This is a genomic window from Citrobacter sp. S-77 (assembly GCF_963864895.1).
Classification (GTDB): domain Bacteria; phylum Pseudomonadota; class Gammaproteobacteria; order Enterobacterales; family Enterobacteriaceae; genus Citrobacter; species Citrobacter murliniae.
Genome location: NZ_CAWLWU010000002.1, coordinates 3,112,962 through 3,139,036, shown reverse-complemented (window position 1 = coordinate 3,139,036; position 26,075 = coordinate 3,112,962). Strand labels below are relative to the sequence as shown.

At 50.4% G+C, this 26,075-nt stretch carries 25 protein-coding genes and 1 tRNA gene; 15 read left to right on the top strand and 11 right to left on the bottom strand.

Annotated features, from left to right (window positions below; translation table 11 throughout):
- Nucleotide 1: 1 nt before the first annotated feature.
- Genes AACS05_RS15565 through AACS05_RS15530 form a run of 8 tightly spaced genes read left to right on the top strand, consistent with a single transcriptional unit; the run spans nt 2 to nt 8,345 of the window.
- Nucleotides 2-349: a phage tail protein gene (locus AACS05_RS15565; protein WP_045445172.1), complete on the top strand. Its 348-nt coding sequence runs from the start codon at nt 2-4 to the stop codon at nt 347-349.
- A complete protein-coding gene (locus tag AACS05_RS15560) occupies nt 346-1,101 on the top strand; it encodes a phage minor tail protein L (protein ID WP_045445169.1) in 756 nt (251 codons plus the stop codon). Before AACS05_RS15565 ends, AACS05_RS15560 begins: the two co-directional genes overlap by 4 nt.
- A 1-nt stretch (nt 1,102) precedes the next feature.
- Complete coding sequence (locus tag AACS05_RS15555) at nt 1,103-1,813, top strand: C40 family peptidase (RefSeq protein WP_045445166.1); 711 nt, start codon at nt 1,103-1,105, stop codon at nt 1,811-1,813.
- Between the two features lie 29 nt (nt 1,814-1,842).
- The gene (locus AACS05_RS15550) at nt 1,843-2,253 is read left to right on the top strand and encodes a hypothetical protein (RefSeq protein WP_043016030.1); all 411 of its coding nucleotides are present in this window, start codon (nt 1,843-1,845) and stop codon (nt 2,251-2,253) included.
- A 54-nt stretch (nt 2,254-2,307) separates the two neighbouring features.
- Nucleotides 2,308-2,898: a tail assembly protein gene (locus tag AACS05_RS15545; protein WP_045445162.1), complete on the top strand. Its 591-nt coding sequence runs from the start codon at nt 2,308-2,310 to the stop codon at nt 2,896-2,898.
- 54 nt (nt 2,899-2,952) lie between these two features.
- Entirely contained in the window at nt 2,953-6,165 is a 3,213-nt protein-coding gene (locus tag AACS05_RS15540) for a host specificity protein J (RefSeq protein WP_045445160.1), read from the top strand.
- Entirely contained in the window at nt 6,165-7,109 is a 945-nt protein-coding gene (locus AACS05_RS15535; RefSeq protein WP_045445156.1) for a DUF6453 family protein, read from the top strand. The genes AACS05_RS15540 and AACS05_RS15535 overlap by 1 nt, the downstream gene beginning before the upstream one ends.
- Nucleotides 7,110-7,118: 9 nt before the next feature.
- Complete coding sequence (locus AACS05_RS15530; RefSeq protein WP_045445154.1) at nt 7,119-8,345, top strand: tail fiber domain-containing protein; 1,227 nt, start codon at nt 7,119-7,121, stop codon at nt 8,343-8,345.
- A 145-nt stretch (nt 8,346-8,490) separates the two neighbouring features.
- Here the strand turns inward: AACS05_RS15530 and AACS05_RS15525 are convergent, their stop codons facing one another.
- Nucleotides 8,491-8,733: a DinI family protein gene (locus AACS05_RS15525; RefSeq protein WP_038642073.1), complete on the bottom strand. Its 243-nt coding sequence runs from the start codon at nt 8,731-8,733 to the stop codon at nt 8,491-8,493.
- A gap of 77 nt (nt 8,734-8,810) precedes the next feature.
- Here AACS05_RS15525 and AACS05_RS15520 point away from each other — a divergent pair, with 77 nt between their 5' ends.
- Genes AACS05_RS15520 through AACS05_RS15510 form a run of 3 tightly spaced genes read left to right on the top strand, consistent with a single transcriptional unit; the run spans nt 8,811 to nt 11,175 of the window.
- Complete coding sequence (locus AACS05_RS15520) at nt 8,811-9,230, top strand: translesion error-prone DNA polymerase V autoproteolytic subunit (RefSeq protein WP_045445149.1); 420 nt, start codon at nt 8,811-8,813, stop codon at nt 9,228-9,230.
- Between the two features lie 2 nt (nt 9,231-9,232).
- On the top strand, nt 9,233-10,501 hold the full coding sequence (locus tag AACS05_RS15515; protein WP_045445146.1) for a Y-family DNA polymerase: 1,269 nt from the start codon (nt 9,233-9,235) through the stop codon (nt 10,499-10,501).
- A 59-nt stretch (nt 10,502-10,560) separates the two neighbouring features.
- On the top strand, nt 10,561-11,175 hold the full coding sequence (locus AACS05_RS15510) for a hypothetical protein (protein WP_045445143.1): 615 nt from the start codon (nt 10,561-10,563) through the stop codon (nt 11,173-11,175).
- Between the two features lie 24 nt (nt 11,176-11,199).
- Here AACS05_RS15510 and AACS05_RS15505 read toward each other — a convergent pair whose 3' ends face one another.
- The 4 genes from AACS05_RS15505 to AACS05_RS15490 form a co-directional block, all read right to left on the bottom strand.
- Nucleotides 11,200-11,871, bottom strand: a complete 672-nt coding sequence (locus tag AACS05_RS15505; RefSeq protein ID WP_045445140.1) for an SOS response-associated peptidase — start codon at nt 11,869-11,871, stop codon at nt 11,200-11,202.
- 275 nt (nt 11,872-12,146) lie between these two features.
- A tRNA-Pro gene (locus AACS05_RS15500) sits at nt 12,147-12,223 on the bottom strand.
- 74 nt (nt 12,224-12,297) lie between these two features.
- On the bottom strand, nt 12,298-14,058 hold the full coding sequence (gene yejM / locus AACS05_RS15495; protein ID WP_045445137.1) for an LPS biosynthesis-modulating metalloenzyme YejM: 1,761 nt from the start codon (nt 14,056-14,058) through the stop codon (nt 12,298-12,300).
- A gap of 31 nt (nt 14,059-14,089) precedes the next feature.
- Nucleotides 14,090-14,317 (bottom strand): YejL family protein, encoded by a 228-nt coding sequence (locus tag AACS05_RS15490; RefSeq protein WP_003027506.1) that lies wholly within the window; start codon nt 14,315-14,317, stop codon nt 14,090-14,092.
- A gap of 134 nt (nt 14,318-14,451) precedes the next feature.
- Here AACS05_RS15490 and yejK point away from each other — a divergent pair, with 134 nt between their 5' ends.
- On the top strand, nt 14,452-15,459 hold the full coding sequence (gene yejK / locus AACS05_RS15485) for a nucleoid-associated protein YejK (protein WP_005129293.1): 1,008 nt from the start codon (nt 14,452-14,454) through the stop codon (nt 15,457-15,459).
- 110 nt (nt 15,460-15,569) lie between these two features.
- Here the strand turns inward: yejK and rplY are convergent, their stop codons facing one another.
- On the bottom strand, nt 15,570-15,854 hold the full coding sequence (gene rplY / locus AACS05_RS15480) for a 50S ribosomal protein L25 (RefSeq protein WP_045445132.1): 285 nt from the start codon (nt 15,852-15,854) through the stop codon (nt 15,570-15,572).
- Between the two features lie 124 nt (nt 15,855-15,978).
- Nucleotides 15,979-17,739 carry a DEAD/DEAH box helicase gene (locus tag AACS05_RS15475; RefSeq protein WP_045445129.1) on the bottom strand — a complete coding sequence of 587 codons (1,761 nt, stop codon included), beginning with the start codon at nt 17,737-17,739 and terminating at the stop codon, nt 15,979-15,981.
- Between the two features lie 152 nt (nt 17,740-17,891).
- Between AACS05_RS15475 and rsuA the strand changes: the two genes are divergently transcribed.
- From rsuA to AACS05_RS15460, 3 genes are all read left to right on the top strand, one after another.
- Nucleotides 17,892-18,599 (top strand): 16S rRNA pseudouridine(516) synthase RsuA, encoded by a 708-nt coding sequence (gene rsuA, locus AACS05_RS15470; RefSeq protein ID WP_045445126.1) that lies wholly within the window; start codon nt 17,892-17,894, stop codon nt 18,597-18,599.
- 15 nt (nt 18,600-18,614) lie between these two features.
- Complete coding sequence (locus AACS05_RS15465) at nt 18,615-19,811, top strand: Bcr/CflA family multidrug efflux MFS transporter (RefSeq protein WP_045445122.1); 1,197 nt, start codon at nt 18,615-18,617, stop codon at nt 19,809-19,811.
- Nucleotides 19,812-20,139: 328 nt separating this feature from the next.
- Entirely contained in the window at nt 20,140-20,484 is a 345-nt protein-coding gene (locus tag AACS05_RS15460; protein ID WP_045445119.1) for a YejG family protein, read from the top strand.
- 3 nt (nt 20,485-20,487) lie between these two features.
- On the opposite strand, the gene yejF is transcribed toward AACS05_RS15460, so the two are convergent.
- Genes yejF through AACS05_RS15440 form a run of 4 tightly spaced genes read right to left on the bottom strand, consistent with a single transcriptional unit; the run spans nt 20,488 to nt 26,013 of the window.
- Entirely contained in the window at nt 20,488-22,077 is a 1,590-nt protein-coding gene (gene yejF / locus AACS05_RS15455) for a microcin C ABC transporter ATP-binding protein YejF (protein WP_045445116.1), read from the bottom strand.
- A gap of 1 nt (nt 22,078) precedes the next feature.
- A complete protein-coding gene (locus AACS05_RS15450) occupies nt 22,079-23,104 on the bottom strand; it encodes an ABC transporter permease (protein ID WP_045445114.1) in 1,026 nt (341 codons plus the stop codon).
- Entirely contained in the window at nt 23,104-24,198 is a 1,095-nt protein-coding gene (locus AACS05_RS15445) for a microcin C ABC transporter permease YejB (RefSeq protein WP_045445111.1), read from the bottom strand. The genes AACS05_RS15450 and AACS05_RS15445 overlap by 1 nt, the downstream gene beginning before the upstream one ends.
- Entirely contained in the window at nt 24,199-26,013 is a 1,815-nt protein-coding gene (locus AACS05_RS15440; RefSeq protein ID WP_045445108.1) for an extracellular solute-binding protein, read from the bottom strand.
- Nucleotides 26,014-26,075: the final 62 nt, after the last annotated feature.

Genomic DNA, 26,075 nt, shown 5'->3' with positions numbered 1-26,075 from the left:
AATGGCGATCGAGCATTTTGCATGGCGGATTAAAGCATCCAGCCAGCCGACCCTGAAAAGTAAGGATACCGTCCGTACGGCGCAGTTTGGTGATGGCTATAAGCAGGTATCAGGTGCTGGGATGAATGATGAAACGCTCAGTTATGAGTTTTCATTTACCGGCGAACCGCAAACCATCCGGGATATTTATGCTTTCCTGCGGCGCCATAAGACGAAATCCTTTTCGTTTACCCCGCCAGGCGGTGATCTTGCGCTGTGGCGTGTTGAGGTAGACAGCCTGCAGCGCGTCACCAAAAGTAAAACGGTGGAAACCGTATCAGCCACCTTTGAACAGGCGTTTGCACCATGAGCTTAAACAGTGATTATCAGAAACTTGAGCCGGGCAATGTTGTCCGGCTTTTTGATGTCGATGGCACCGCATTTGGTGTTTCCGACGTTCTCCGCTTCCACGCCCACAATATTGCCCACACTCCCGATGAAATTGCTGCTGCTGGTGGAGATGACAATAAGCTACCGGCGAAATCGATCTGGTGGCAGGGGCAGGAATATAAAGCCTGGCCCTGCCAGATCGAGGGTATTGAGACGGCGACCGACGGGACCAGCGCGCAGCCGACGCTGTCGGTCGCTAACCTGGACAGTTCCATTACGGCGCTGTGTCTTGCTTATGATGACCTGCTGCAGGCAAAGGTCACGATTCATGACACGCTGGCGCAGTATCTGGATGCGAAAAACTATCCGGAGGGCAACCCGTCGGCGGATCCGCAGCAGGAAAAGCTGAAGGTGTTTTACATTGACGCCAAGAGCACTGAAACCAACGAAGTGGTGGCGTTTACGTTGTCCAGTCCAATGGACCTGCAGGGGCTGATGATCCCGACGCGCCAGCTACATTCGCTTTGTACCTGGTGTATCCGTAACAAATACCGCTCCGGTGATGGATGTGACTATGCCGGAACGCGTTATTTCGACAAACACAACAACCCGGTTAACGATCCATCGCTCGATGAATGCCCCGGTACACTCACTGCGTGCAAGTTGAGACATGGCGAGGGGAACGAGTTGCCGTTCGGTGGTTTCCCTGGCACATCCCTGATCAGGAGCTGATATGCGTCAGAAAATTATCGACGCCATTATGGCGCATGCTGCTGCTGAATATCCGCGCGAATGCTGCGGCGTAGTGGCGCAAAAAAGCAGGGTGCAGCGGTACATTCCCTGCCGTAATCTGGCAACCGATCCGACAGAGCATTTCCACCTGTCGCCGGAAGATTACGCCGCTGCCGAAGACTGGGGAACAGTGATTGCCATTGTCCACAGCCACCCGGATGCCACGACGCAGGCGAGCGAACTGGATAAGGCACAGTGTGACGCTACGTTACTTCCGTGGCACATCGTCAGCTGGCCGGAGGGGGATCTGCGTACCATTCAGCCGCGGGGCGAGCTGCCGCTACTGGAGCGCCCATTTGTGCTCGGTCATTTCGATTGCTGGGGGCTGGTGATGAGCTATTTCCGGCAAACGCATGGCATTGAGCTGACGGATTACCGCGTGGATTATCCCTGGTGGGAGGACAGTTACCCCGAAAACTTCTACCACGATTGCTGGTATGAATGCGGATTCCGTGAATTCAGTGGCGTACCGCAGCCAGGTGATATGGTTATCATGCAGGTCCAGGCTAATAAGTGGAACCATGCAGGGATCCTGCTGGAAGGCAATATGCTACTCCACCATCTTTATGGCCATTTGAGTCAGCGTGTGCCTTATGGCGGCTACTGGCAGGAACGGACGATGAAGGTTCTACGGTATATGTCTCTGTGCTAACCTTTTGCAAAACCAAAGGGGATAGGGATATGAAAAAGACTTTGCTGCTTCTAATCGCAATAGCTGTTGCGGGCTGTTCAACTGAACCAGTTCTTCCACAAAATGCAAAAGAAGTTGATGCCGCGGTTGAATTTCATCAAAAACCAAATACGACAGAAGTTACCATCATTCGTGATAAAGGGTTTGTAGCTGGAGGGTGTGCTATCACATCCTATGTGAATGGCGTGCCAGTTGCTGAACTTGAAACAGGGGAAAAAGTTAGAGCTTATTTACCAGCGGGTGAAATAATTATTGGTGCTGGATTCGCTGGAAAGGGGCTATGTAGTGGAGCACCAAAAAAAGAGCGGGAGTTTATAATCAAACCTGACACACCGAGGGTGTTAAGAATATTCACGGATCAAAGTGGTAATGTTGATATTTTACCAATGACTGTAAATTGAAATATATTAAATATGTAGAACCACCTTCGGGTGGTTTTTTTATGGGAGTAACAAATGCAAGAAGTAATGACTCAAATTGAGCTACATGGGCCTTTGGGAAAAACCTTTGGTAAGGTTCACCATCGATTGATTAGCACTACTCACGAGGCATGCAGGGCGCTATCTGCCACTATTAAAGGCTTCGAGCAGTACATGCACACCAGTAAACAGCGAGGTCTGACCTTTGCGGTATTTCGTGGAAAGAAAAATATTGGGGAAGATGATTTAGGTTTCCCGGTGACTGGTGAAGTAATCAGAATTGTTCCAGTTACTATAGGTAGTAAAAAATCCGGTGTCCTTCAGACAATCCTAGGCGCAGTATTAGTAGCTGTTGGTGTAGTTCTAAATTTTACGCCTTTTGCAGCGGCCTCGCCTTTCTTCTATCAGGCTGGTGGTGCGTTGATCATTGGTGGCGTTGTTCAAATGCTTTCACCTCAACCGTCGGGTCTTGCCAGTAAGCAAAGTGCAGATAACCGCGCTTCATATGCTTTCGGTGGGGTGACAAATACTGCCGCACAAGGTTATCCGGTCCCGCTTCTTTATGGTCGCAGACGCATTGGCGGGGCGATCATCTCTGCTGGTATATACGTCGAAGACCAGCAATAACCAAAATAATCTTCCTCTCAGGCTACCAGATGGTGGCTTTTTTATGGGCGCAATATGGCTACAACAACCCAGATTAAAGGCCGCAAGGGCGGCAGTTCCAGTTCCCGAACCCCTACCGAACAGCCTGATGATCTGCAATCTGTAGCGAAGGCTAAAATCCTCGTTGCGCTTGGGGAAGGGGAATTTGCAGGGCAATTAACCGGAAAAAATATCTACCTGGACGGCACGGCGTTGGAAAACTTCGACGGCTCCCAAAACTTTAGCGGCGTAACGTGGGAGTTTCGTGCGGGAACGCAGGTACAAAATTACATTCAGGGTATTCCCGGTACCGAAAACGAAATCAACGTTGGAACAGAAGTATCAAGCGCAACAGCCTGGACGCGTACATTTACCAACACCCAACTATCAGCCGTTCACCTGCGACTGAAATGGCCTTCACTGTTTAAGCAGGAGGACAACGGCGATCTGGTAGGGTATTCCATCAATTATGCAATAGACCTGCAAACTGATGGTGGGACCTGGCAAACCGTTCTTAATACCAGCGTAACCGGCAAAACGACGTCTGGTTATGAGCGCAGCCACCGTATTGATTTACCGCAGGCTGGCAGCACCTGGACAATCCGACTACGTAAGATTACCGCTGACGCAAACAGCGCCAAGATCGGCGACACTATGACGCTGCAAAGCTTCACGGAGGTGATTGATGCCAAGCTGCGCTATCCGAACACCGCGCTGCTGTACATCGAGTTCGACTCGAGTCAGTTTAACGGTTCAATTCCACAGATATCCTGTGAACCACGTGGCCGGGTGATCCGCGTGCCTGATAACTATGACCCCGATACGCGGACTTATAGTGGCACGTGGCAGGGCGCGTTCAAGTGGGCCTGGACCGATAACCCGGCGTGGATATTTTACGATCTGGTTATTACCGATCGCTTTGGTCTGGGTAATCGCCTAAGTGCAGCCAACATCGATAAATGGACGTTGTACCAGGTATCGCAGTATTGCGATCAGCCGGTACCGGATGGAAAGGGTGGAAGCGGGACAGAGCCACGCTATACGTGTAACGTCTATGTTCAGGAGAGGAATGACGCTTATACTGTGCTGCGTGACTTTGCGGCTATATTCCGGGGTATGACGTACTGGGGTGGCGATCAAATTGTTGCGCTGGCCGACATGCCGCGGGATATCGACTTTTCCTACACATGCGCAAACGTGGTCGACGGCTTGTTTACATACGCCAGCAGCACCACCAAAACCCGTTACACCACCGCGCTGGTTTCCTGGTCTGACCCTGATAACGCCTACGCCGACGCCATGGAGCCGGTATTCGAGCAGCAGCTCGTTGCGCGCTACGGCTTTAATCAGCTTGAAATGACCGCTATTGGCTGCACCCGGCAGTCAGAAGCGAACCGAAAGGGGCGCTGGGGTATTCTCACCAACAATAAGGATCGCGTTGTGTCGTTTGATGTTGGCTTGGACGGGAATATTCCACAACCGGGTTACATCATTGCCGTGTCAGACGAACTGCTGTCCGGAAAAGTTATGGGCGGGCGTATCAGGGCCGTTAACGGTCGAGTTATAAAGCTTGATCGTGTTTCGGATGCAGTAGCTGGTGATCGCCTTATTCTCAACCTACCATCCGGCGCATCGCAGAGCAGGACAATTCAGGCGATTAACGGGGAATCAGTCACAGTCACCACGGCATACAGTGAGACACCACAGGCCGAAGCTGTATGGGTGGTTGAGTCAGATGAACTCTACGCCCAGCAGTATCGTGTTGTCAGTGTCTCCGATAACAATGATGGTACCTTCTCGATTACCGGCGCATGGCACGACCCGGATAAATATGCCCGTATCGATACCGGAGCCATCATTGACCAGCGGCCGGTGAGTGTGATCCCGCCGGGTAACCAGTCGCCGCCGGCTAACATTGTGATCAGCTCGTTTTCAGTGGTGCAGCAGAATATCAGCGTCGAAACCATGCGTGTGAGTTGGGACCAGGCGCAGAATGCTATCGCCTATGAAGCACAGTGGCGCCGCAATGATGGTAACTGGGTAAACGTGCCGCGCAGCTCCACCACGTCATTCGACGTTCCGGGTATTTATGCCGGGCGCTATCTCGTGCGTGTGCGCGCCATTAACGCCTCTGAAATATCCTCTGGCTGGGGCTACTCAGAAGAGAAAACGCTGACGGGTAAGGTGGGTAATCCGCCGAAACCTGTCGGCTTTGCGACAACGCCGATCAACTGGGGTATTCGCCTGAACTGGGGATTCCCAGCCAACACCGGGGACACACTGAAAACGGAAATTCAGTACACCGCGAACAGTGATTTCTCGAATCCTCTTTTGTTGTCGGATGTGCCTTATCCGTCTGCCGAATACACCCAACTGGGGCTGAAGGCGGGGCAGGAATTCTGGTACCGCGCGCAGCTGGTAGACAGAACGGGTAATGAATCAGGCTGGACCGACTGGGTTCGTGGTGAATCTAATGCGAATGTTGACGACTACCTGGGTGATATTGCTGATGACTTCCTGACGTCTGCCGACGGTGACCGCCTGACAAGCGACATTGATACCAACCTCGAAGCCGAATTGCAGAACGCGCTGGCCAACCATGCAACCGTGGAACACCAGTGGGCGCAGTACGGCGAAGTGCGCGCGGATATTCTGGTGGTTAAAACGACCATTGCGCAGGTGGATAAGGCCATGGCTGAAATGTCCACGCAGGTGCAGGCGCAGTTCAATGATGTGACTGCCGCGCTGGAAGATAAGCTCACCGCCGTGGTTGATGCGACCGGGGCATCTGCAATTTACACCCTTAAAACCGGGGTTCGAATAAACGGTGTGATGTATAACGCCGGGATGTCGATCGCGGTGCTGGCAGAAGCGGGTAAGCCGGTAGTCACTCGTGTCGGATTTAACGCCAATCAGTTCGTCCTGATGAGTGGCAGCGGTGATACGCAATATTCACCCTTTGCTGTGGTGAATGGTCAGGTGTTTATCAGTGATGCGTTTTTCCGTGATGCCTCCATTGATTTCGGAAAAATTACTGACAGCCTACAGTCATCAAACTTTATAGCAGGTCCGGGCGGGCGTGGATGGAAATTACCAAAATCAGGGAATGCTGAGTTTCATGGAAGCATGTACGCAGATGGCGGAGCATTTGCGTTTAACGGCGTTAATAACACAGTTGTCATTAACGGGAATGGGCTGACGGTCAATTTGTCCGGTGGTGGTCGGGTTGTCGTCGGGAGGTGGTCATAATGCCGGAAGGTATTCTGATTGATTACAACGATGGCCGTCCGGCAATGGCAATTACTGCGGGGCTGCGTGCCCCGAGTTTTTGTACATCGTTCTCGGGATGGTCATCCCAGTTCATGCAGTACCCGGTGAATACGCCACTCGTTCCTGGCTCACAGGCTATCGTTGTGCCAACTAACCCCATTTACATCTATTCCTTTGCTGAATTTGATGTGGCCATTATGACCAGCGTCACCCGAAACGGTGATTCCGGGGTAATTATCGGGGCTGAGACCATCGGCGGAAAAAGTCTTGTCCCCGACTGGTCTGGTTACGTCATGGAGCTGCTGCCTGCGGCGACTTATAACGAAGGATTACTGGTTTCAAACTCGACTGACTTCACTGCTATATCCAATCAGGCCGCGCTGATGACCTGCGCCTGGTCCGGACGCATTACGGTTAACGGCAGTGCTGCGCTTCCGGTGAGCGGTATTCCTTTCGGTAAATGGGATAACCCGAATGTGTCGGTGGGGTTTGATGGCGGCAATATCATCGTGCGCGATATTTCCTACACAGGGCGGGACGATGTGGCCGGAACGGCGACGATAGACCTGGTGATATTCAATCAGACAGCACCTGTCGGCGGCGACGGCATCACGATGACCAACGCTGCAGGTCAGGTGACGTTCTCCACGCTGAAGCGCCCCTTTGTCTATGACCGACAAATCCAGATCACTGATGCCTTTCAGGATATTGGCGGCGGGTTTTGCCAGATAGTCTATACCGGCGTTCAGGTACGAATGAGTGGTGGATGGGGAAATATAAGAACCAAAGGCGTGGTCATGTCAGGCGGTAGCGTCAGGTCGGCCTATAACAAAGTGTTTGCGAACCGTAATTCAGGCGCATGGGATATGACCCGAAACAGAAATATCGCCATGCCGATTCTTATTCTTCCGAACATGTACTGAGGAAAAACTATGTCAGCAGGAACCTTAACCCTGACGAATAACTCTGCTGCGGTCGCTGGCAGCGGGACCGCGTTTACTACTGAGGTGGCGGCAGGAGATTTTATTGTTGTTACTGTCGGTGGTATTCCCTATACGCTCCCGGTCAAAACAATCGAGAGCAATACAGGACTGACGCTGGTCAGTAACTTTACCGGGCCAACACAATCTGGTGCGGCCTGGTCTGCCGTTCCTCGTGTGGCGCTGAACATGGTTACTGCCGCGCTGGTGGCTCAGAGCGCAGAAGCGCTTCGCGGCCTGAACTACGACAAGCAGAACTGGCAGCAGTTTTTCACTGCTGACGGTGATGTAACCATTAAGCTTCCAGATACCAGTCAGACTACGGGCCCATCAGCGAAAAAGTTGATCAATAGTGTGGCCGATAAAGCAGATAAGGTTGATGGTGTTGTTCCTAAAGAGCAGGGCGGTACCGGACTTTCTCAACCATTTGGCGATAAAGAGGGACAGTTTTGTCAGGGCAGCGATTCGCGCCTGAACACCATAAATGGTAAAACCGGCGGTCAAATTAATAGTGGTGTGAATCTGGCATGGGGAACGGATGGCGTTTTCTCTCACTCTCTGGGGTTTGATGTAATCCCCGGGCAGGAAGCGGCCAGACTCCGTGGGTCACGTGCTGATTTCACCGATGGTACTAACCGTGTGATCCTGAACCTTGATTCCGTTGGGAACAGGCGTACCGTGTTTTACGCTAACGGAGGCATTTTATGCCAGCCCGGTATTTATGGTGGTCCGCAAATGTACTCAACCTTCCTTAATTTCGTTGGCGGGCCTGTAGATTTGTGGGTTGATAATTCGCGAATGGGGGCACTCCAGCTAACAACCACATCCGACAGACATCTTAAAAAAGAAATAAAATATCTCTCGGATAAAAACGTGATGGGTGAGTTGTCCGCATCTGCCACAGCACTGAATGAAGTTATGGAATGGAAGCCCGCGACGTTCAGGTTTAAGAAGCGAGGTATTATTCCTGAGAGCGAAACGAAGCTTGGATTTATCGCAAATGACCTGGTGGTGACGTCCCCGGAGTGTGTGAAGGGAAAAGGTCTGGAAGATGGATATGATGAGAATGATACTACCGACGCATATTCTCTGGATGAGACAGCAATGATTGCCAAACTGACGTTATCAATTCAGGCATTACAGAAACAAATTACTGAACTTCAGAACAGCAGTGTGTGATGCCTTTCTTGTGATATGAATTGCCGCAGTCACGTCGTATGCAAGAACGTAACTGCGGCCGGCTGGTTACCTTACAATATAGCGAGTATTGGGTGGTTCCCAGTCGCATCGGATTGTACCTGTGCAATATGACGAATCAATGTGTTTAATCTGAAACCAGCCACATATCAGCCTCTTCAAACATTTCCTGAACAGTCCGGCTTATCTGTTCTTTCTCATGCTTGCTGGCGTCAGTGTTAATCGCCGGCAGTGTCATCATCGGTTTAACCCGAACATCAGCATCGGGGAATATCCGGTGAACCCTCTTACTCAATTCGCCCAGAATGATATCTTTTGCGCCGGGCAGACCATCAAAATTTCTTTTGTCATAAACGAGTTCCACAAACATGCTTTAACCCCTCTTTACTGTGTATAGTGACAGTATATACTGTATGTATTTACAGTATCAATGAGAGTGAGTTTATCATGATGTATTATTCACCTACTGAGCTCCACCAGAGAGTAGCACTGCCCTTATTCAGCGACCTCGTTCCCTGTGGATTTCCCTCGCCAGCACAGGACTATGTTGAGAAACGTATCGACCTTAATGAGCTGCTGGTACAGCACCCCAGTGCGACATATTTTGTGAAAAGCTCCGGTGATTCGATGATCGGCGCGGGTATCAGTAGCGGTGATTTGCTGATTATAGACAGCTCCAGGAAAGCAACTCATGGGGACATTGTCATAGCGGCCGTTGACGGAGAATTCACGGTTAAACGTCTGCAGTTACATCCGACAGTAATGCTCATGCCAGAAAACAGTGTGTATCCACCCATTGCGATTGGTAGTGAAGACACGCTCGATATATTTGGCGTGGTGACGTTTATTGTGAAATCGACAGACTGAGTATGTTTGCACTGGTTGATGTGAACTCATTTTATGCCAGCTGTGAGGCGGCATTCCGGCCAGACCTGAAGGGAAGGCCGGTAGTCGTTCTTTCGAATAACGATGGCTGCGTGATTGCCAGGAGTGCTGAGGCTAAAGAGGTTGGGGTGAAAATGGGAGACCCGTTCTTCAAACAAAAGGATTTATTCCGCCGCTATGGGGTTGTGTGCTTCAGCAGTAACTACGAACTCTATGCTGATATGTCCAACAGGGTAATGACCACACTGGAAGAGATGTCGCCGCGCTGTGAAATTTATTCGATAGACGAGGCATTCTGCGACCTGACAGGTGTCAGAAACTGCCGTGTGCTGGAGGATTTTGGACGGGAACTAAAGGATGCCGTTTACCAGAACACACGGCTGACGGTTGGTGTCGGTATTGCCCAGACAAAAACGCTAGCAAAGCTTGCAAATCATGCTGCAAAAAAATGGCAGCGGCAGACTGGCGGAGTGGTTGATCTGTCCAACATCGAGCGTCAGCGTAAACTCATGGCTGCCCTTCCGGTAGATGAGGTCTGGGGTGTGGGACGGCGTATCAGTAAAAAGCTGGAGGCCATGGGGATCAAAACTGTACTGGCACTGGCCGGTACCGATATCCGTTTTATCCGTAAACATTTCAATGTAGTGCTTGAAAGAACGGTGCGCGAACTGCGTGGTGAGCCCTGTCTGGAGCTTGAAGAGTTTGCCCCCTCAAAGCAGGAAATTGTCTGCTCCCGATCGTTCGGGGAACGTATCACTGATTATGATGCCATGCGCCAGGCCATCTGCAGCTATGCTTCGCGCGCCGCAGCAAAGCTACGTGGAGAGCATCAGTATTGCCGCTTCATATCTACTTTTGTCAAAACGTCACCCTTTGCGTTGAACGAACCGTACTACGGTAACAGCTCGTCGGTGAAGCTGCTCACCCCGACACAGGACAGCCGGGATATCATTGCAGCAGCGACGAGGAGTCTGGATGCAATATGGAAAGACGGGCACAGATATCAGAAAGCCGGGGTAATGCTGGGGGACTTCTTCAGTCAGGGCATAGCCCAGTTGAATCTGTTCGATGATAATGCGCCTCGCCGGGGTAGTGAGAAATTGATGGAAGTGTTGGATCAACTCAACGCCAAAGGCGGGCGGGGGACGCTGTATTTTGCAGGACAGGGCATCCAGCAGCAATGGGCGATGAAACGTGAGATGCTTTCGCCGCGGTACACGACAAGATTCTCGGATTTACTCATCGTTAGTTGAATTGTAAATAACACATGATATATTTTTAAATATTTCATATGGTTATGGTGAGGAAAATAATGACAGAGTGGGTGTTTAAGGATGAGCTGTGGAAGACAATTGTCGCGGCATTGCCAGTGATTGCCGCATTATGGAAAACTTGCGAATATATTTATCAATTTTTACGAAGTGGTAAAATCTTAAAACTTCGGCATTATTATAAAGAGTATGGCGAACATTTAGGAGTGGAAGATAAACAATTCATTACTAAGCTATTAAGAAATAAAATAATGACTCAATTAATGGGAGTATCCAACGATAGTACCAGGAATAAATTGCTATACATCTCAAACAGATGTGATTTGAGACTTACTACTAGGAAGTTGGTGATCTTGAGTCGTTACTTGAAATATGATGGTAAGTATTTCTATTTCTTAATAGATAAAAAATACAGAATAAAACAGTTTTTTTCTTGGATTGCGGCAGTAGCCTATTTGGCATATGCCCTGGCTCCTATAAAAGTATATTATGATGGAGCGCTGGATACGTTCCAGATTTTGCTTGCTATATTTTTCTCAGTTATTTGTATTCTACTGTCGCTTTTTCTAATGACGGCTTATCCCACAGTGAAAACAATTCAAGGATTAAATGGAAGGATGTTAAAAGTGAATGGCTCAAAATTCAGTGAAGTTTAGTAGGAGCTTTACCCCAAACATGTATTACTTGATTGGGCATATTATATGTGATCCTTGATTATTAACATTCCCAACGGCGCGCGTCACGGCGTGCCAGATAAATTTATCTGCCGAAACAGCCCCGTCGGAGGCTATCTCTTCGGCTTCTTTCCCTCCAGTATCCTGCTTCATCCATTCTCGAGCTGCTTCTGGTGACAGTACCAGAGGCAGCCTGTCGTGAATATCTACCAGCCTTTTGTCGGCCGCAGCTGTAACTATCAGAAAACCTTCTGCTTCATCTCCACGTTCAAATGGTGTGCTGCCGATCGCCGCCATAAAAATCGGCTTACCGTCTGCCCGGTGAATAAAATAGGGTTGTTTCTGGTCGCCTTCCTTTTTCCACTCAAACCATCCATCAGCAAAGCAAATTGCGCGACCATGCTGCCAGAGTGGTTTAAACATTCTGCTGGTGGCTGCAGTTTCAGACCGTGCGTTAATGAGCGGCGGTTTATCCCACCAACCGGGGCCGTATCCCCAGATAACTGGATCCAGATGCAACTGCTCATCACGTTCGCTCAGAAGCAGAACTTTTGTTCCTGGCGCTACGTTGAATCTTCCGATGGGTTCTGGATCGTATGGAATGTCGCGTTCTGATTCATCAGCGAGCAGGGCAAGATAATCTTCACGCGTCATTGACTGTGAAAAGCGTCCACACATAGAAACCTCCAGCCGTATGTCAGACTGAAAGTATAGGGCAGTAAGAAAAAGTGGTGCGCACCGTTAAAGATTTAAAAGGAGCTTGTAAGGTAAATCGGAATGATGGTTTTGTGAATTGATGAATTCCTAAAGTGAAAAAGATACTTAATCATTGTGTGCTGGCGATCCGCGGGCAACATTTGACGGGTTTTTCCCCCGTAATTCCCCATTGCTTCCCCGTTCAGAAAACAGGCATAAAAAAACCAGCCGTAACAGGCTGGTTCTTAGAGGATTTTTGGTCGGCACGAGAGGATTTGAACCTCCGACCCCCGACACCCCATGACGGTGCGCTACCAGGCTGCGCTACGTGCCGACGCTATGGCTGCTAATACTACTGCTTTCCACCACGAATGCAAGGGGAGACCTTGCTAACTGATTTATAATTAATCAGTTAGCAATAAATCGTTTCTCATCCGTCAATACCTGCAGCAGCAGACTTAGCTGTGGTTTCTGATCTTTGATTTTCTCGCCGTGCAAATTATACGTCTGGTAATTACCGTTGCTGTTGAGCACCAGCGTCATCTCCGGTGTGGTAATCGCCAGCGTATTGCCGTCGGCTGCCGTTACCCAATAATGGCGGCGCGTGGCATTGAACAGATCCTGCCCCTGAGAATATTCGTTCGCAGGCGTACTGACGTGCAGCAGGCGTTGCATGAGCGTGGTCATCAGGTCGGTATGATCGGTCAGGCTATTAATACGCTGTGCGGGTGTACCAGGCCAGTGAATCACCAGCGGAACCTGTAGATGACCACGAGACCAGTCGAAGTTGTTCTCTTCCTGAGACAGCGGTACACCGCGACCCGCGGTAATGATGACAACCGTATTGTCCAGCTTACCTGATTCACGCAGGGCGCTAAGGATACGGTTAATGTTCGCGTCTACGTCCTGAGCCGCGTTGGCGTACCGTTTAACAAAATTCTTCTGGTTGCTGTCGTCAATGTTGGTACCGTTAAAGGAGACCCATGAGAACCAGCGGTTATCTTCCTGCGCGTAGCGGCCCAGCCAGTTGATCCATTGGTTTGCCGTTTGTTCGTCAGATTGTGTTTGCACGCTCGGCATGGAGAAATCCGACAGTAGCGCCTGACGATAAAGCGGGCTGGTGAAGCCATCAGAAGAGAATAACCCCAACTGATAACCTTGTTGATTCAGCGCGGAGATCAGCGCAGCAGGCGTTCTGGTCGCCAAAATGCCATCCATATAGCTTGGCGAAACGCCATAAAACAGGCCAAAGATACCGTTATCCGAGGTGTTTCCTGAACTCATGTGGCGCGTGAAAGAGATATTCTGTCCGGCGAATTCAGCCAGTGCTGGCATCTGCTTTTCAAAGCGTGAGTAGTTCAGGCCGTCGACAGTGATCAGCAGGACATTCTGGCCGGTTCCCATATCACGATAACGTAGTTCGCTAAGTGGATACTGCACAGAAACAGCTTCCGGGTTTCCTTGCTCGATCAGACGGCGCTGATACTCTTGCGCGTCCAGCAGACCATGTTTTTCCAGAAACTTACGCGCTGTCATCGGATAGGAAAGTGGCAGGTTAGCGCGCTGCATGGTAATTGGGCGATAGAAGTTAGCATCTGCCCAGATATACACCACATGGGAGGCGATAAATGAAACGAAAAAGAATGCTGCTAACGGCTTAGCGAAATGACGGCGACGCGTCAGACTGCGCAGCTTCTGCCAGCTCCAGGTCGCAAACAGCATTTCTATTAGCAGAATTATCGGCACGCTGATAAACATCAGCTGCCAGTCGCGTGCAGCTTCGTTCTGGTCAGGGTTAATGACCAGTTCCCAGACAATGGGATTGAGGTGCAGGTGGAAACGAGTGAAAACTTCGCTGTCAATTAACAGCAACGTCATACCTACCGTTGCCAGGATGGCTGATAAGAATCGCATCAGCCTCTGGGACATGACGATAAACGTCAGGGGAAACAGTATCAGCAGGTAGGTGGCAAACACCAGGAAGCTAAAATGCCCGACAATGCTCAGGTAAGAATAGACACGACCTGCAAGCGTAGTCGGCCAGTCGGCGACAAACAGGTACCGACTACCGAGCACCATGGCCAACAGAATGTTGAACAGGGCAAACCAGTGTCCCCAGCTAACCATCTGGGAGACTTTCTCACGGTAGCGCTGACGATGAGTTAGCATAAACTGTTGTTCGTTTCCCCGGAGCAGGCTCTCAATGCGCTTGGTCGTCGTTTACCGAAGACTGTAATGCGCGGGCAAAAGAGTTTGCAATCGCCTGGCGCTGGGCCGGAGCGATGCTTGTATTGATAAGGTTAGTGACCATGTTTCCCAGCACCATCAGGGAAAGATCGGTCGGCGCCTTATGTTTTTCCAGTACGTTGAGCATCTCATTCAACAATTGTTCAACGTGTTCATCACTATAGCGGGAAATTTGTGGCATAAATCGAAATCAGTCTGTTCATGAAAGGGCAACATATTACCGTAGCGACAGTTTTTTTTCTGCTTTTTTATCTTCTATTGCGTCACTGCCCGGCAGGTGGTTGAATACCGCCCGGTCTTAAAGGAGAGTTTATCATGAGTCTGGATATCAACCAGATTGCCCTGCACCAGCTTATCAAGCGTGATGAGCAGAACCTTGAGCTGGTCTTGCGCGATTCATTACTGGAACCGACAGCGACCGTTGTCGAGATGATGGCTGAACTGCATCGGGTGTACAGCGCTAAGAACAAAGCGTATGGCCTCTTTAGCGAAGAGAGCGAACTGGCGCAAACCTTGCGTTTGCAGCGCCAGGGAGAAGAGGATTTTCTGGCGTTTAGTCGTGCTGCGACGGGGCGTTTGCGTGACGAACTGGCGAAATATCCGTTTGCCGACGGTGGGATCGTACTGTTCTGCCATTATCGCTATCTGGCGGTAGAGTACCTGCTGGTCGCAGTGCTGAACAATTTGAGCAGCATGCGCGTCAATGAAAACCTGGATATCAACCCGACGCACTATCTGGATATCAATCATGCAGACATCGTGGCACGCATTGATTTAACCGAGTGGGAGACTAATCCCGAGTCCACACGCTACCTGACTTTCCTGAAAGGTCGGGTAGGGCGTAAAGTTGCTGATTTTTTTATGGATTTTCTTGGTGCCAGCGAAGGGCTGAACGCCAAAGCGCAAAACCGAGGCTTGCTGCAAGCTGTGGATGACTTTACCGCCGAAGCTCAACTGGACAAAGCCGAGCGCCAGAATGTGCGTCAGCAGGTTTACAGCTACTGTAACGAGCAGCTCCAGGCGGGTGAAGAGATTGAGCTGGAGTCACTGTCGAAAGAGCTTTCCGGCGTCAGTGAAGTCAGTTTCAGTGAGTTTACTGCTGATAAAGGGTATGAGCTGGAAGAGAGTTTCCCGGCGGATCGCAGTACACTGCGTCAGTTAACTAAGTTTGCCGGGAGCGGCGGTGGGTTGACGATTAACTTTGATGCCATGCTGTTGGGTGAGCGTATCTTCTGGGATCCGGCAACGGATACCTTAACCATCAAAGGTACTCCACCGAATCTGCGCGATCAGTTACAGCGTCGGACTTCGGGCGGAAAATAAGTAGATGCCGGGCTGTGATGTAAACATCTCCCCGGCCTGTGTCATCATCGTTCACAAGATGCCATAAAAAAACCCCGCCGAGGCGGGGTTTTTCTTCAACTTGTTGGCGATTACGCGCGAACGAAGTCGATGTGAGCCAGTTTTGGCTTGAACGGATGACGCTGTACTGCCTGAGCTTTAACTTTAACTTCTTTACCGTCAACAACGATGGTCAGAACTTCGCTGTAAAATTCAGCTTTAGCTTGCATGTTCATGATTGAATCGTGATCCAGTTCGATAGCAATCGGGGCTTCTGCGCCACCGTAGATGATTGCCGGGAACTTGTTAGCGGTACGCAGGCGGCGGCTCGCACCCTTACCCTGCTCTTTACGTACTTCTGCATTGATAGTAAACATTTAAATCTCTCTTAATTAAGTCCTGTTACAGGCGACCCAGCAACAGGTAAGTGATCTGCTTTGCGTATGCAAAAGCGGGCGAGATTCTATACTCAAACGGCTGGTACATCAATCAAAAGTACAATTAACCACGTAATTCATGTGCTCGCCGGAAGCGGCCTTCATAATCGAAGACCTTTTCTCGGACTTGCCAGTACTGACCTTTCATGCGTGCGACCACAAAATCGGGATACCGTAACAGGGCCTGTTGCGCAAGAATATCTGCGGCGGTTATCCAGCGTAATGGAATACCCGGTGTTCGGGTGTGAGGGCGAATAAATAGCTGCTCAAACGCAGTGCGTTGAGCGGGAGTGTGCAAGCGAAAGCGCTCGCTGACATCTGCGCCATCTTCATCGTAATAGGTGATTTTCAGCCATTCGCCTTTGTCATCCTGACCATTCTGTAGCACCATTCCGCTACAACGCAGGACCAGCGCATCTTTGAGCCTCAACGCCGCCTTTAGCATATCATCCGGGTCGACCAGGACGGTATCGCACTCACGACAGCGCCGGGCGGCGATGTCATTTTCAGCATTGCATTGCGGACAATTTTTAAAGCGGAAACGAAAATCGCACTGTTCACGATGGCCATCATCATCTTCAAACCAGCCCTGACAGCGTCGGCCAAAATGTTCAATCAGCGTGCCATCGGCGGTCATCTTTCCCCAGAAGGTGTTTGCAAACCCGCAGGCTGGACAGAAAACCTGTACCGGGACATTGTCGCTTTTCCCTTTCGGCGCGCCGACTTCCGGGGCGTACAAATCGTGTGGATTACCTGCGTAGTCGAGGATCAGACAATCGGTCTTGCCTGGTGCCAGTCGTAACCCGCGCCCGACAATCTGTTGGTAAAGACTAACTGACTCGGTAGGGCGCAGGATCGCAATGAGGTCGACGTGCGGGGCATCAAATCCGGTGGTTAATACCGCCACGTTGACCAGGTAGCGAAAGCGTTGTGCTTTAAAGTTTTCAATAAGTACGTCGCGCTCGCTTCCTGGTGTATCGCCAGTAATGAGAGCCGCATCGTCAGCAGGTAACAGGCCGAGAATCTCTTTAGCGTGCTCAACGGTGGCGGCGAAAATCATTACCCCTTTGCGCGTCTGGGCAAACTCAATAATCTGGCTGATGATATGCGGCGTTATTCGCTGCTGCTTTTTCAGCTCCCGGTTAAGGTCAGCTTCGCTAAACAAGCCATTACTCTGCGCCTGCAGGCGACTAAAGTCATACTGGACTACTGGCATATCAAGGCGTTCTGGTGGCGTCAGATAGCCATGTTTAATCATGTAGCGCAGCGGTAATTCGTAAATGCAGTCACGAAACAGCGCCTTTTCATCTCCGCGCACCATGCCATGATAATGAAAATGGTAAATCCAGCCTTTACCGAGACGAAAAGGTGTGGCGGTAAGACCGAGCAGGCGCAAGTGAGGGTTTACTTTGGTCAGGTGAGTAAGGATTTGCTGATACTGACTTTCTTCATCATCACCGATGCGATGGCACTCATCGACGATTAACAGGGAAAACTCAGCCTGAAACGCCTCAAGATTGCGTGCGACTGATTGCACGCTACCGAAAACCACTTTTCCATGACTCTCTTTACGCTTCAGACCCGCGGCAAAAATATCAGCTTCCAGCCCTAGTGCGCAGTACTTTGCGTGGTTTTGCGCGACCAGTTCTTTTACATGTGCCAGCACTAACACGCGCCCACGCGCCACGCGAGCCAGTTCGGCAATCACCAGACTTTTACCGGCTCCGGTTGGCAGGACGATTACCGCAGGTGTGCGGTGGTGACGAAAGTGGTTGAGCGTGGCATCCACGGCTTCTTTTTGGTAGGGACGAAGTGTAAAAGTCATGGTCTCACTGTGATAAATGGTAACGATGAATAGTATGCCACGAATCTTTTTCCCTTGAGGGAAGTTGTTAGCTCGTTATACTGGGCGGAAAACGGCTCCACTTTTCGGGCATAACGCTCGATTTCCGTATTGTTACAGGCAAAATCACACTCATGCGACTTGATAAATTTATCGCTCAGCAACTCGGCGTCAGCCGCGCTATTGCCGGGCGTGAAATCCGTGGTAACCGTGTTACCGTTGATGGTGAAATCGTCAGAAATAGCGCGTTTAAACTGCTGCCAGAACATGACGTTGAATATGACGGCAATTCCCTGGTTCAACAAAATGGCCCGCGCTATTTTATGCTTAATAAACCTCAGGGCTATGTTTGCTCAACGGATGACCCGGATCATCCGACGGTGCTCTATTTCCTTGATGAGCCTGTTGCCTACAAACTGCATGCGGCTGGGCGTCTGGACATTGATACGACCGGGCTGGTACTGATGACCGATGATGGACAGTGGTCACATCGCATCACTTCTCCGCGTCACCATTGTGAGAAAACCTATCTGGTGACGCTGGAGTCGCCGGTGGCAGAAGATACCGCCGAACAGTTTACCCGGGGTGTTCAACTGCATAATGAGAAAGATCTCACTAAACCGGCGGTGCTGGAAGTCATTACGCCTACGCAGGTCCGTTTGACCATCAGTGAAGGGCGCTATCATCAGGTTAAACGTATGTTTGCTGCCGTGGGGAACCACGTTGTGGCGCTGCATCGTGAGCGAATCGGTGCCATCAAGCTTGATGACGATCTTGCGCCTGGTGAGTACCGTCCATTGACCGAAGAAGAAATTGCCAGCGTTAACTTAACCCCTCGTTAATTTCAGGAGCTAAATGTGACCACCCGGCAGAACTCTTCAATTGCCATTGTTTTTATCCTTGGCTTGTTGGCCATGTTGATGCCGTTGTCGATCGATATGTATCTTCCGGCTCTGCCGGTGATTTCAGCTCAGTTTGGCGTGCCTGCGGGCAGTGCGCAAATGACTCTCAGTACCTATATTCTGGGATTCGCGGTAGGGCAGCTGCTCTATGGCCCAATGGCAGACAGTATTGGGCGCAAGCCGGTGATTTTGGGGGGAACGCTGGTTTTCGCCGCGGCGGCCGTTGCTTGTGCGTTGGCGCAAACTATCGATCAATTGATCATTATGCGTTTCTTCCACGGCCTGGCGGCAGCGGCAGCGAGCGTGGTTATCAATGCTCTGATGCGCGATATTTATCCGAAAGAAGAATTTTCGCGCATGATGTCATTCGTCATGCTGGTCACGACAATTGCTCCGTTGATGGCCCCGATTGTGGGGGGCTGGGTGTTAGTATGGTTAAGCTGGCACTACATCTTTTGGATCCTGGCCGTAGCAGCAATTCTGGCCTCGGTGATGATTTTTACCCTTATCAAAGAGACTCTGCCCGTCGAGCGCCGTCAGCCTTTTCGCCTGCGCACGACAATGGGGAACTTCGCCTCGTTGTTTCGACACAAGCGGGTCTTGAGCTACATGCTGGCCAGTGGGTTTAGTTTTGCTGGGATGTTCTCATTCCTTAGCGCCGGACCCTTTGTCTACATTGAGATCAACCATGTTTCGCCACAGAATTTCGGCTATTACTTTGCGCTGAACATCGTCTTCCTGTTTGTGATGACAATTATCAACAGCCGATTTGTCCGTCGGGTTGGGGCATTAAATATGTTCCGCACCGGGCTATGGATCCAGTTCGTTATGGCTGGCTGGATGGTATTCAGCGCGTTGTTCGGGCTAGGGTTCTGGGCGCTGGTGGTTGGTGTTGCTGCGTTTGTCGGTTGCGTGTCGATGGTGTCATCAAACGCGATGGCAGTCATTCTGGATGAGTTCCCGCATATGGCAGGTACGGCGTCATCGCTGGCCGGGACTTTCCGCTTTGGCATTGGCGCTATTGTTGGTGCGCTGTTGTCACTGGCGACCTTTAATTCAGCCTGGCCGATGATCTGGTCGATAGCATTTTGTGCTACCAGTTCAATTCTTTTCTATCTCTATGCCAGCCGTGCAAAAAAAACGGTGATCTAATACACAACCTGGAGGCCACAAGGCCTTCAGAGTTGATGTACATCAACAGCAAATCTATCATTTCCCCAGCTTATGTTTATTTTATGTAAAATCAATTTATGTAAAAAGTCACACCATTGTAGTTAAAAAGGTTGAGTTAGATCGCAGAAACGAGTACATATAGCCCGCAAAGATGTCCGAATTGATAAATAAATTTAAATACCTGGCTAAGTAAGCCGCATACGGACTGGATGTAAACGTTTACTAACTCTCTAAAGACGTGATGTCAATGATGTGTTAATATTAGTGTAAAATAATTGTGAAGTAATTGTGCTTCCGGGGAATAAAAGTGACTACATTACAACTCTCAATCGTTCATCGTCTGCCGCAGTGCTATCGTTGGTCGGTGGGTTTCGCAGGTTCAAAGGTTGAACCGATTCCGCAAAACGGTCAGAGCACGGAGAACAGCCTGGTGGCGCTCAAATTGCTCAGTCCCGACGGTGACAGCGCGTGGTCGGTAATGCATAAACTCAGTCAGGCGCTCAGCGACATTGAGGTTCCTTGTTCCGTTCTGGAATGTGAAGGGGAACCGTGCCTGTTTGTAAATCGCCAGGATGAATTTGCCGCAACCTGCAGGCTGAAAAATTTCGGTGTGGCGATAGCGGAACCTTTTTCAAACAACAATCCATTTTGAGCGTCAGCTTAGCGCGAGCAGCTGACGCGTATATTCCTGTTGTGGTGCGTTAAATACGTGCTCGCATTGCCCCTGTTCCACGACCTCTCCCTGCCTTAGCACAATCACCTGATGGCACAACGCACGTACAACATGCAAATCGTGGCTGATGAAGATATAAGCCAAGCGATGCTTTTCCTGTAATGACTTCAGCAGCGTCAGGATTTGCGCCTGTACGGTTCTGTCGAGTGAGGATGTTGGCTCATCCAGAATGATAAGTGATGGTTTTAAAATTAAGGCTCTGGCAATTGCGATGCGTTGGCGTTGACCACCGGAAAATTCCGCAGGATAGCGATGTCGCGTTTCAGAATCCAGCCCCACTTCTGCCATGACTGCTTTCACTTGTACTTCGCGTTGTTCTGCCGAAAGGGTTGGCTGGTGAACCCGCAATCCTTCTTCAATGATCTGTAAAACACTCAAACGCGGATTCAGTGAAGAATTTGGGTCCTGAAAGACAACCTGAATGCGATGGCGCACCGGCAACAGCTGACGACGATTTAACGTATGCAGCGCGTGACCATCAAATACAATACTCCCTTGTGATGCGATTAGCCTCAGTAGAGCCAGGCCAGTGGTGCTTTTGCCTGAGCCTGATTCACCTACCAGCCCTAACGTTTCCCCAGCTTTCAAAGAAAAGCTGACGTTATTAACCACCACATTATGGTCCACGACGCGTTTAAGGATACCTTTGCGAACGGGAAAACCGACACAGAGACGCTCAACTTCCAGCAAGGGAGATTGTCCGGCCGGTAACGGTACCGGCTCGCCAGAAGGTTCGCTGTTTAATAATTTTTGCGTGTAGGGATGGGAAGGGGATGAAAGCAGTATCCCGGCCTGATTTTGTTCAACACACTGACCGTTTTGCATAACTGCAACGGAATCTGCCAGTTTTTTCACAATGCTGAGATTATGGGTGATAAACAGCAGACCCATGTTCAATTCGCGCTGCAATTCCCGTAGCAGTTGCAGGATCTGTGCCTGCACGGACACATCCAGCGCGGTAGTGGGCTCATCGGCAATTAACAGCTCCGGACGTGTTAGTAGCGCCATCGCGATCATGACGCGCTGGCGTTCGCCGCCGGAAAGCTGGTGCGGATAGTCCGCCAGACGTTTTGCCGCCTGACGTATCCCTACGCGATCCAGACAATTCAGGATTTCTGCCCGTGCAGCCTCCCGACGCATTCCCCGGTGAAGTGACAGCACCTCATAGAGTTGTTTCTCCAGACTATGGAGCGGGTTCAGCGACACCATCGGCTCCTGAAAAATCATTGCGATTTTATTTCCCCGTACGCCGCGTAGCGTCTGCTCGTTAGCGTGGAGTAATGGTTCACCGTGAAAACGGATATCGCCGGAGAGGTATACCGCCGGAGGGGAGGGCAATAAACGTAAAATCGACAGCGCGGTGACGCTCTTACCCGAGCCAGATTCGCCCACCAGTGCCAGGGTTTGACCTGCTTCAACATCCAACGAGACATTATTGACCACGGTACGCACGGTTTCCTGCTGGCGAAAACCAACCGACAAATTCTCAATGGCTAACAGAGGTTGTGTCATCTTATATCGCCTTGTTGGGGTCAAACGCGTCACGCACCGCTTCACCAATAAAAATCAGTAGCGAGAGTAAGAGGGCTACGGACACAAAGGCTGTGATCCCAAGCCACGGTGCCTGCAAATTGTTTTTACCCTGTAAAAGGAGTTCTCCTAGCGATGGTGAGCCGAGCGGTAAGCCGAATCCCAGAAAATCCAGTGATGTGAGCGTAGTGATTGAGGCGCATAATATAAACGGTAAAAAGGTCAGGGCGGCGACCATTGCATTCGGCAACATATGGCGCAGGATAATGTTGCGATCGCTCACGCCTAGAGCCTGAGCGGCGCGAATGTAATCAAAGTTTCGCGTGCGTAAAAATTCGGCGCGTACCACACCAACCAGACTCATCCAGCCAAACAGTACCGTGATGGCCAGCAGCCACCAGAAGTTCGGTTGTACGACGCTTGATAGCAAAATAATCAGAAACAGCGTCGGCATACCTGACCACACTTCAATGAATCGTTGCCCCCACAGATCCACTTTTCCGCCGTAGTAGCCCTGTAGCGCACCCGCCATAACGCCCATGACGCTGGAGCACAGGGTTAACATCAAACCAAAAAGAATCGAAATACGTGTGCCATAGAGGATCCGCGCCAGCACATCGCCACCATTTGCATCCGTACCCAGCCAGTTTTGTACCGACGGTGGAGAAGGGAAGGGCTTGTCGGTGGCAAAGTTAATGCTGGTGGCTCCAAAGCGTACGGGAGCCCACAGGATCCATCCCTGACTTTCCAGACGCTGCTGTAGCCACGGATCCTGATAATCGGCTTTGGTTGCCAACGGTCCGCCGAAGTCGCTTTCGCTGTAGTTTTTGACGAGAGGGAAATACCAGCCGCCTTCATAGCGCACCAGCAATGGCTTATCGTTCGCAATCAGTTCGGAGCACAAGCTGAGCCCGAACAGCACCAGAAAAATCCATAGCGACCAGTAACCGCGACGATTATGGCGAAAACGTGCCCAGCGGGCCTGATTGACGGGGCTTAATCGCGGCATTAGCGTCCCTCAAAATCTATACGAGGATCGACCAGTGTATAGCTGATATCACTCAGGATATTGAGCAGCAGGCCGATCAGGGTGAAGATGTAGAGTGTGCCAAACATCACCGGGTAGTCGCGTGACACGGTAGATTCATAACCTAGTAATCCCAGGCCATTAAGCGAAAACATCACTTCAATAAGCAGCGAACCGGTGAAAAACATGCTGATAAAAGTAGCTGGGAAGCCTGCTATCACTAACAGCATGGCGTTACGGAAAACGTGTTTCCACAGAATATTCTTTTCGCTAACGCCTTTGGCTCGTGCGGTGACAACATACTGCTTACGAACCTCATCCAGAAATGAGTTTTTGGTCAGCATGGTCAGCGCGGCAAATCCGCCAACCACCGTTGCCAGCACCGGTAAGGTGATGTGCCAGAGATAGTCGGTTACCTTCTGATACCAGGGCAGTGTGTCAAAATTAGCGGAAACCAGGCCCCGTAAGGGAAAGAGGTCGTAGTAACTGCCGCCAGCAAAGAAAACGATCAATACAATAGCAAACAGGAAGGCGGGGATCGCATAGCCGATAATAATGAATGCGCTGCTCCACACGTCAAAGCGGCTACCGTTATACACCGCTTTACGGATCCCGAGTGGAATCGACACCAGGTAGATAATGAGCGTACTCCATAACCCCAGAGTAACTGAAACAGGCAGGCTGTCTTTAATCAACGTGATTACCGAGGCACTACGAAACAGGCTATCGCCAAAGTCGAAACGAACATAGTCCCAGAGCATTTTGAAATAACGCTCGTGAATGGGCTTATCGAATCCGTAACGGCGGGTAATTTCGGCGATCACTTCCGGATCAAGGCCGCGTCCGCCTCGATAATTACTGTCACTGATATTCCCGACGCCAGTTTGCGCATGACTGGCGCGAACTCCTTCACTACCCGCGCCTGGCAATGCTCCGGACTGACCGAATTCAATGGCGGCAACTGCCTGCTCGACTGGGCCGCCAGGTGCAATCTGCACGATAAAAAAGTTGATAGTAATGATGGCCCAAAGTGTCGGGATCACCAGCAGCAGACGTCGTATCAGATAAGCGCCCATTTATTCTCCCTGTCGTCTGGCTGCGGGAAGTTTTGCCGCTTTGTTAACGTCATACCACCAGGTATCCAGACCAATGGTATAAATGGGGCGGATGGCCGGATGTGAAAATTTGTCCCACCAGGCCAGGCGATCCTCTGCCATAAACCACATCGGCAGCATGTAATAGTTCCAGGTTAATACCCTGTCCAGCGCGCGTCCCAAAGGGATCAGCTTTGCTTTATCACCCTGTGCCGCAATGATTTGGTTAATCAACTTATCAATGACCGGGCTTTGCACGCCAGGGGCGTTATAGCTGGAATCGATATATTCTGAGGCCCAAAGGATTTGCAGATCAGAACTTGGCCATGGCGTCGCGCGATATAACCTCGGCATCATGTCATAGTCGCGACTGCGCAAGCGGTTAGTGATTTGCGAGTTATCAACCTGGCGGATATTCATGGTAATGCCTAGCCGTTGCAGGTTGTGTTGAAACGGTAATACCCACTGACTGTTACTGCCTGCCGGGAGTAACAGTTCGAATGCCAGTGGTTTGCCGTTGGTGCTGTTAATCCTCCGCTGGCCCTTCAACACCCATCCAGCCTGATCCAGTAACGCACTAGCTTTCAACAAATTCTCACGATCGTAACCATCGCCTTGAGATACCGGGGGCTGATAGATTTGATTGAAAACCTCGGTTGGCAGATCTTTCTTCATTGGTGCGAGTATGACCAGTTCATCCGCGTCAGGGTAATTTCTCGCGGCATACTCCGTATTCTGAAAATAGCTGTTTGTTCGGCTCCAGGCATTATAAAACAGAGCTTTATTCATCCATTCAAAATCAAAAGCCAGCGTAATGGCTTCACGCACACGCCGGTCATTGAATACCGGACGTTGGATATTAAAGGCTAACCAGCGAGTATCCTGTGCGGATTCGTTTTTTTGTTCATCTTTGACGATGTGGTGATTAGCAAAGTTTTTACCGGTATAGCGTGTTGCCCAGTTTTTAGCATCGCTCTCAAGGCGCAGGTCAAAAGCCCCGGCTTTAAACGCCTCAAAGGCGACGTTGTCATCAAGATAGTAATCGTATCGAATGGTATTAAAGTTCCAGCGCCCGCGATTGACCGGCAGGTCAGCGGCCCAATAATCTTTGACGCGCGAATAGACTATATACTGTCCCATTTTCCACTGGGTGATGCGGTAAGGGCCGCTGGCGAGTGGAGGGGAGGGCAAAGGGTCGCTGAGCTTGTGATCTTTCCAGTACTTCTCTGGCATAACGGGTAATGAAAACAGGCTGAGCATGTCTTCTTTGCCTGGCTTGGCTAATTCAATCCGTACGGTTAACGGGGCGATTGCTTTGACGGTCGTGCCTTTGTAGACCAGACGAAACTGCGGCACGCCTTCTGTCATAAATTTCTGGAAGGTGAATGCGACGTCTGCGGCGGTGATGGGTGAACCATCGTGAAATCGCGCGCGTGGATTAATAGTGATTTCTACCCATGAGTAGTTGTCAGCATAGCGTGCGCTATCGGCGATGAGCGGGTAGTAACTGCCTGGTTCATCGTCAGACGTGGTAAATAAGGTGTCATAGAGCGTTTCGGTGCGCGCACCGGGATTGCCACGCACTGAATAGCGGTTAAAGTTGTCGAATGTACCAATGGCTGAGAGGGTGATCTGTCCCCCTTTGGGAGCTGCAGGATTAACATAATCGAAGTGATTAAAATTGAACGCGTATTTTGGTTCGCCCAGCACAGCAAACGCATAGCTTTCTTTGATGGTTTGGGCCTGTACGCTAAAACCAATCAGGGCGATGAAAAGTAATAATACGCGTCGGATCATATGAAGATGGTTTCCTTTTCCAGTCACCTGTCGCTATCCAACAGATATCATGCCTGAACAAT

What these genes read in the sequence shown, in the direction of transcription:
- AACS05_RS15565 (WP_045445172.1), top strand. Translation starts at nt 2, where the DNA reads ATGGCGATCGAGCATTTTGCATGGCGGATTAAAGCATCCAGCCAGCCG.
- AACS05_RS15560 (WP_045445169.1), top strand. Translation starts at nt 346, where the DNA reads ATGAGCTTAAACAGTGATTATCAGAAACTTGAGCCGGGCAATGTTGTC.
- AACS05_RS15555 (WP_045445166.1), top strand. Translation starts at nt 1,103, where the DNA reads ATGCGTCAGAAAATTATCGACGCCATTATGGCGCATGCTGCTGCTGAA.
- AACS05_RS15550 (WP_043016030.1), top strand. Translation starts at nt 1,843, where the DNA reads ATGAAAAAGACTTTGCTGCTTCTAATCGCAATAGCTGTTGCGGGCTGT.
- AACS05_RS15545 (WP_045445162.1), top strand. Translation starts at nt 2,308, where the DNA reads ATGCAAGAAGTAATGACTCAAATTGAGCTACATGGGCCTTTGGGAAAA.
- AACS05_RS15540 (WP_045445160.1), top strand. Translation starts at nt 2,953, where the DNA reads ATGGCTACAACAACCCAGATTAAAGGCCGCAAGGGCGGCAGTTCCAGT.
- AACS05_RS15535 (WP_045445156.1), top strand. Translation starts at nt 6,165, where the DNA reads ATGCCGGAAGGTATTCTGATTGATTACAACGATGGCCGTCCGGCAATG.
- AACS05_RS15530 (WP_045445154.1), top strand. Translation starts at nt 7,119, where the DNA reads ATGTCAGCAGGAACCTTAACCCTGACGAATAACTCTGCTGCGGTCGCT.
- AACS05_RS15525 (WP_038642073.1), bottom strand. Translation starts at nt 8,733, where the DNA reads ATGTTTGTGGAACTCGTTTATGACAAAAGAAATTTTGATGGTCTGCCC.
- AACS05_RS15520 (WP_045445149.1), top strand. Translation starts at nt 8,811, where the DNA reads ATGATGTATTATTCACCTACTGAGCTCCACCAGAGAGTAGCACTGCCC.
- AACS05_RS15515 (WP_045445146.1), top strand. Translation starts at nt 9,233, where the DNA reads ATGTTTGCACTGGTTGATGTGAACTCATTTTATGCCAGCTGTGAGGCG.
- AACS05_RS15510 (WP_045445143.1), top strand. Translation starts at nt 10,561, where the DNA reads ATGACAGAGTGGGTGTTTAAGGATGAGCTGTGGAAGACAATTGTCGCG.
- AACS05_RS15505 (WP_045445140.1), bottom strand. Translation starts at nt 11,871, where the DNA reads ATGTGTGGACGCTTTTCACAGTCAATGACGCGTGAAGATTATCTTGCC.
- yejM (WP_045445137.1), bottom strand. Translation starts at nt 14,058, where the DNA reads ATGCTAACTCATCGTCAGCGCTACCGTGAGAAAGTCTCCCAGATGGTT.
- AACS05_RS15490 (WP_003027506.1), bottom strand. Translation starts at nt 14,317, where the DNA reads ATGCCACAAATTTCCCGCTATAGTGATGAACACGTTGAACAATTGTTG.
- yejK (WP_005129293.1), top strand. Translation starts at nt 14,452, where the DNA reads ATGAGTCTGGATATCAACCAGATTGCCCTGCACCAGCTTATCAAGCGT.
- rplY (WP_045445132.1), bottom strand. Translation starts at nt 15,854, where the DNA reads ATGTTTACTATCAATGCAGAAGTACGTAAAGAGCAGGGTAAGGGTGCG.
- AACS05_RS15475 (WP_045445129.1), bottom strand. Translation starts at nt 17,739, where the DNA reads ATGACTTTTACACTTCGTCCCTACCAAAAAGAAGCCGTGGATGCCACG.
- rsuA (WP_045445126.1), top strand. Translation starts at nt 17,892, where the DNA reads ATGCGACTTGATAAATTTATCGCTCAGCAACTCGGCGTCAGCCGCGCT.
- yejF (WP_045445116.1), bottom strand. Translation starts at nt 22,077, where the DNA reads ATGACACAACCTCTGTTAGCCATTGAGAATTTGTCGGTTGGTTTTCGC.
- AACS05_RS15450 (WP_045445114.1), bottom strand. Translation starts at nt 23,104, where the DNA reads ATGCCGCGATTAAGCCCCGTCAATCAGGCCCGCTGGGCACGTTTTCGC.
- AACS05_RS15445 (WP_045445111.1), bottom strand. Translation starts at nt 24,198, where the DNA reads ATGGGCGCTTATCTGATACGACGTCTGCTGCTGGTGATCCCGACACTT.
- AACS05_RS15440 (WP_045445108.1), bottom strand. Translation starts at nt 26,013, where the DNA reads ATGATCCGACGCGTATTATTACTTTTCATCGCCCTGATTGGTTTTAGC.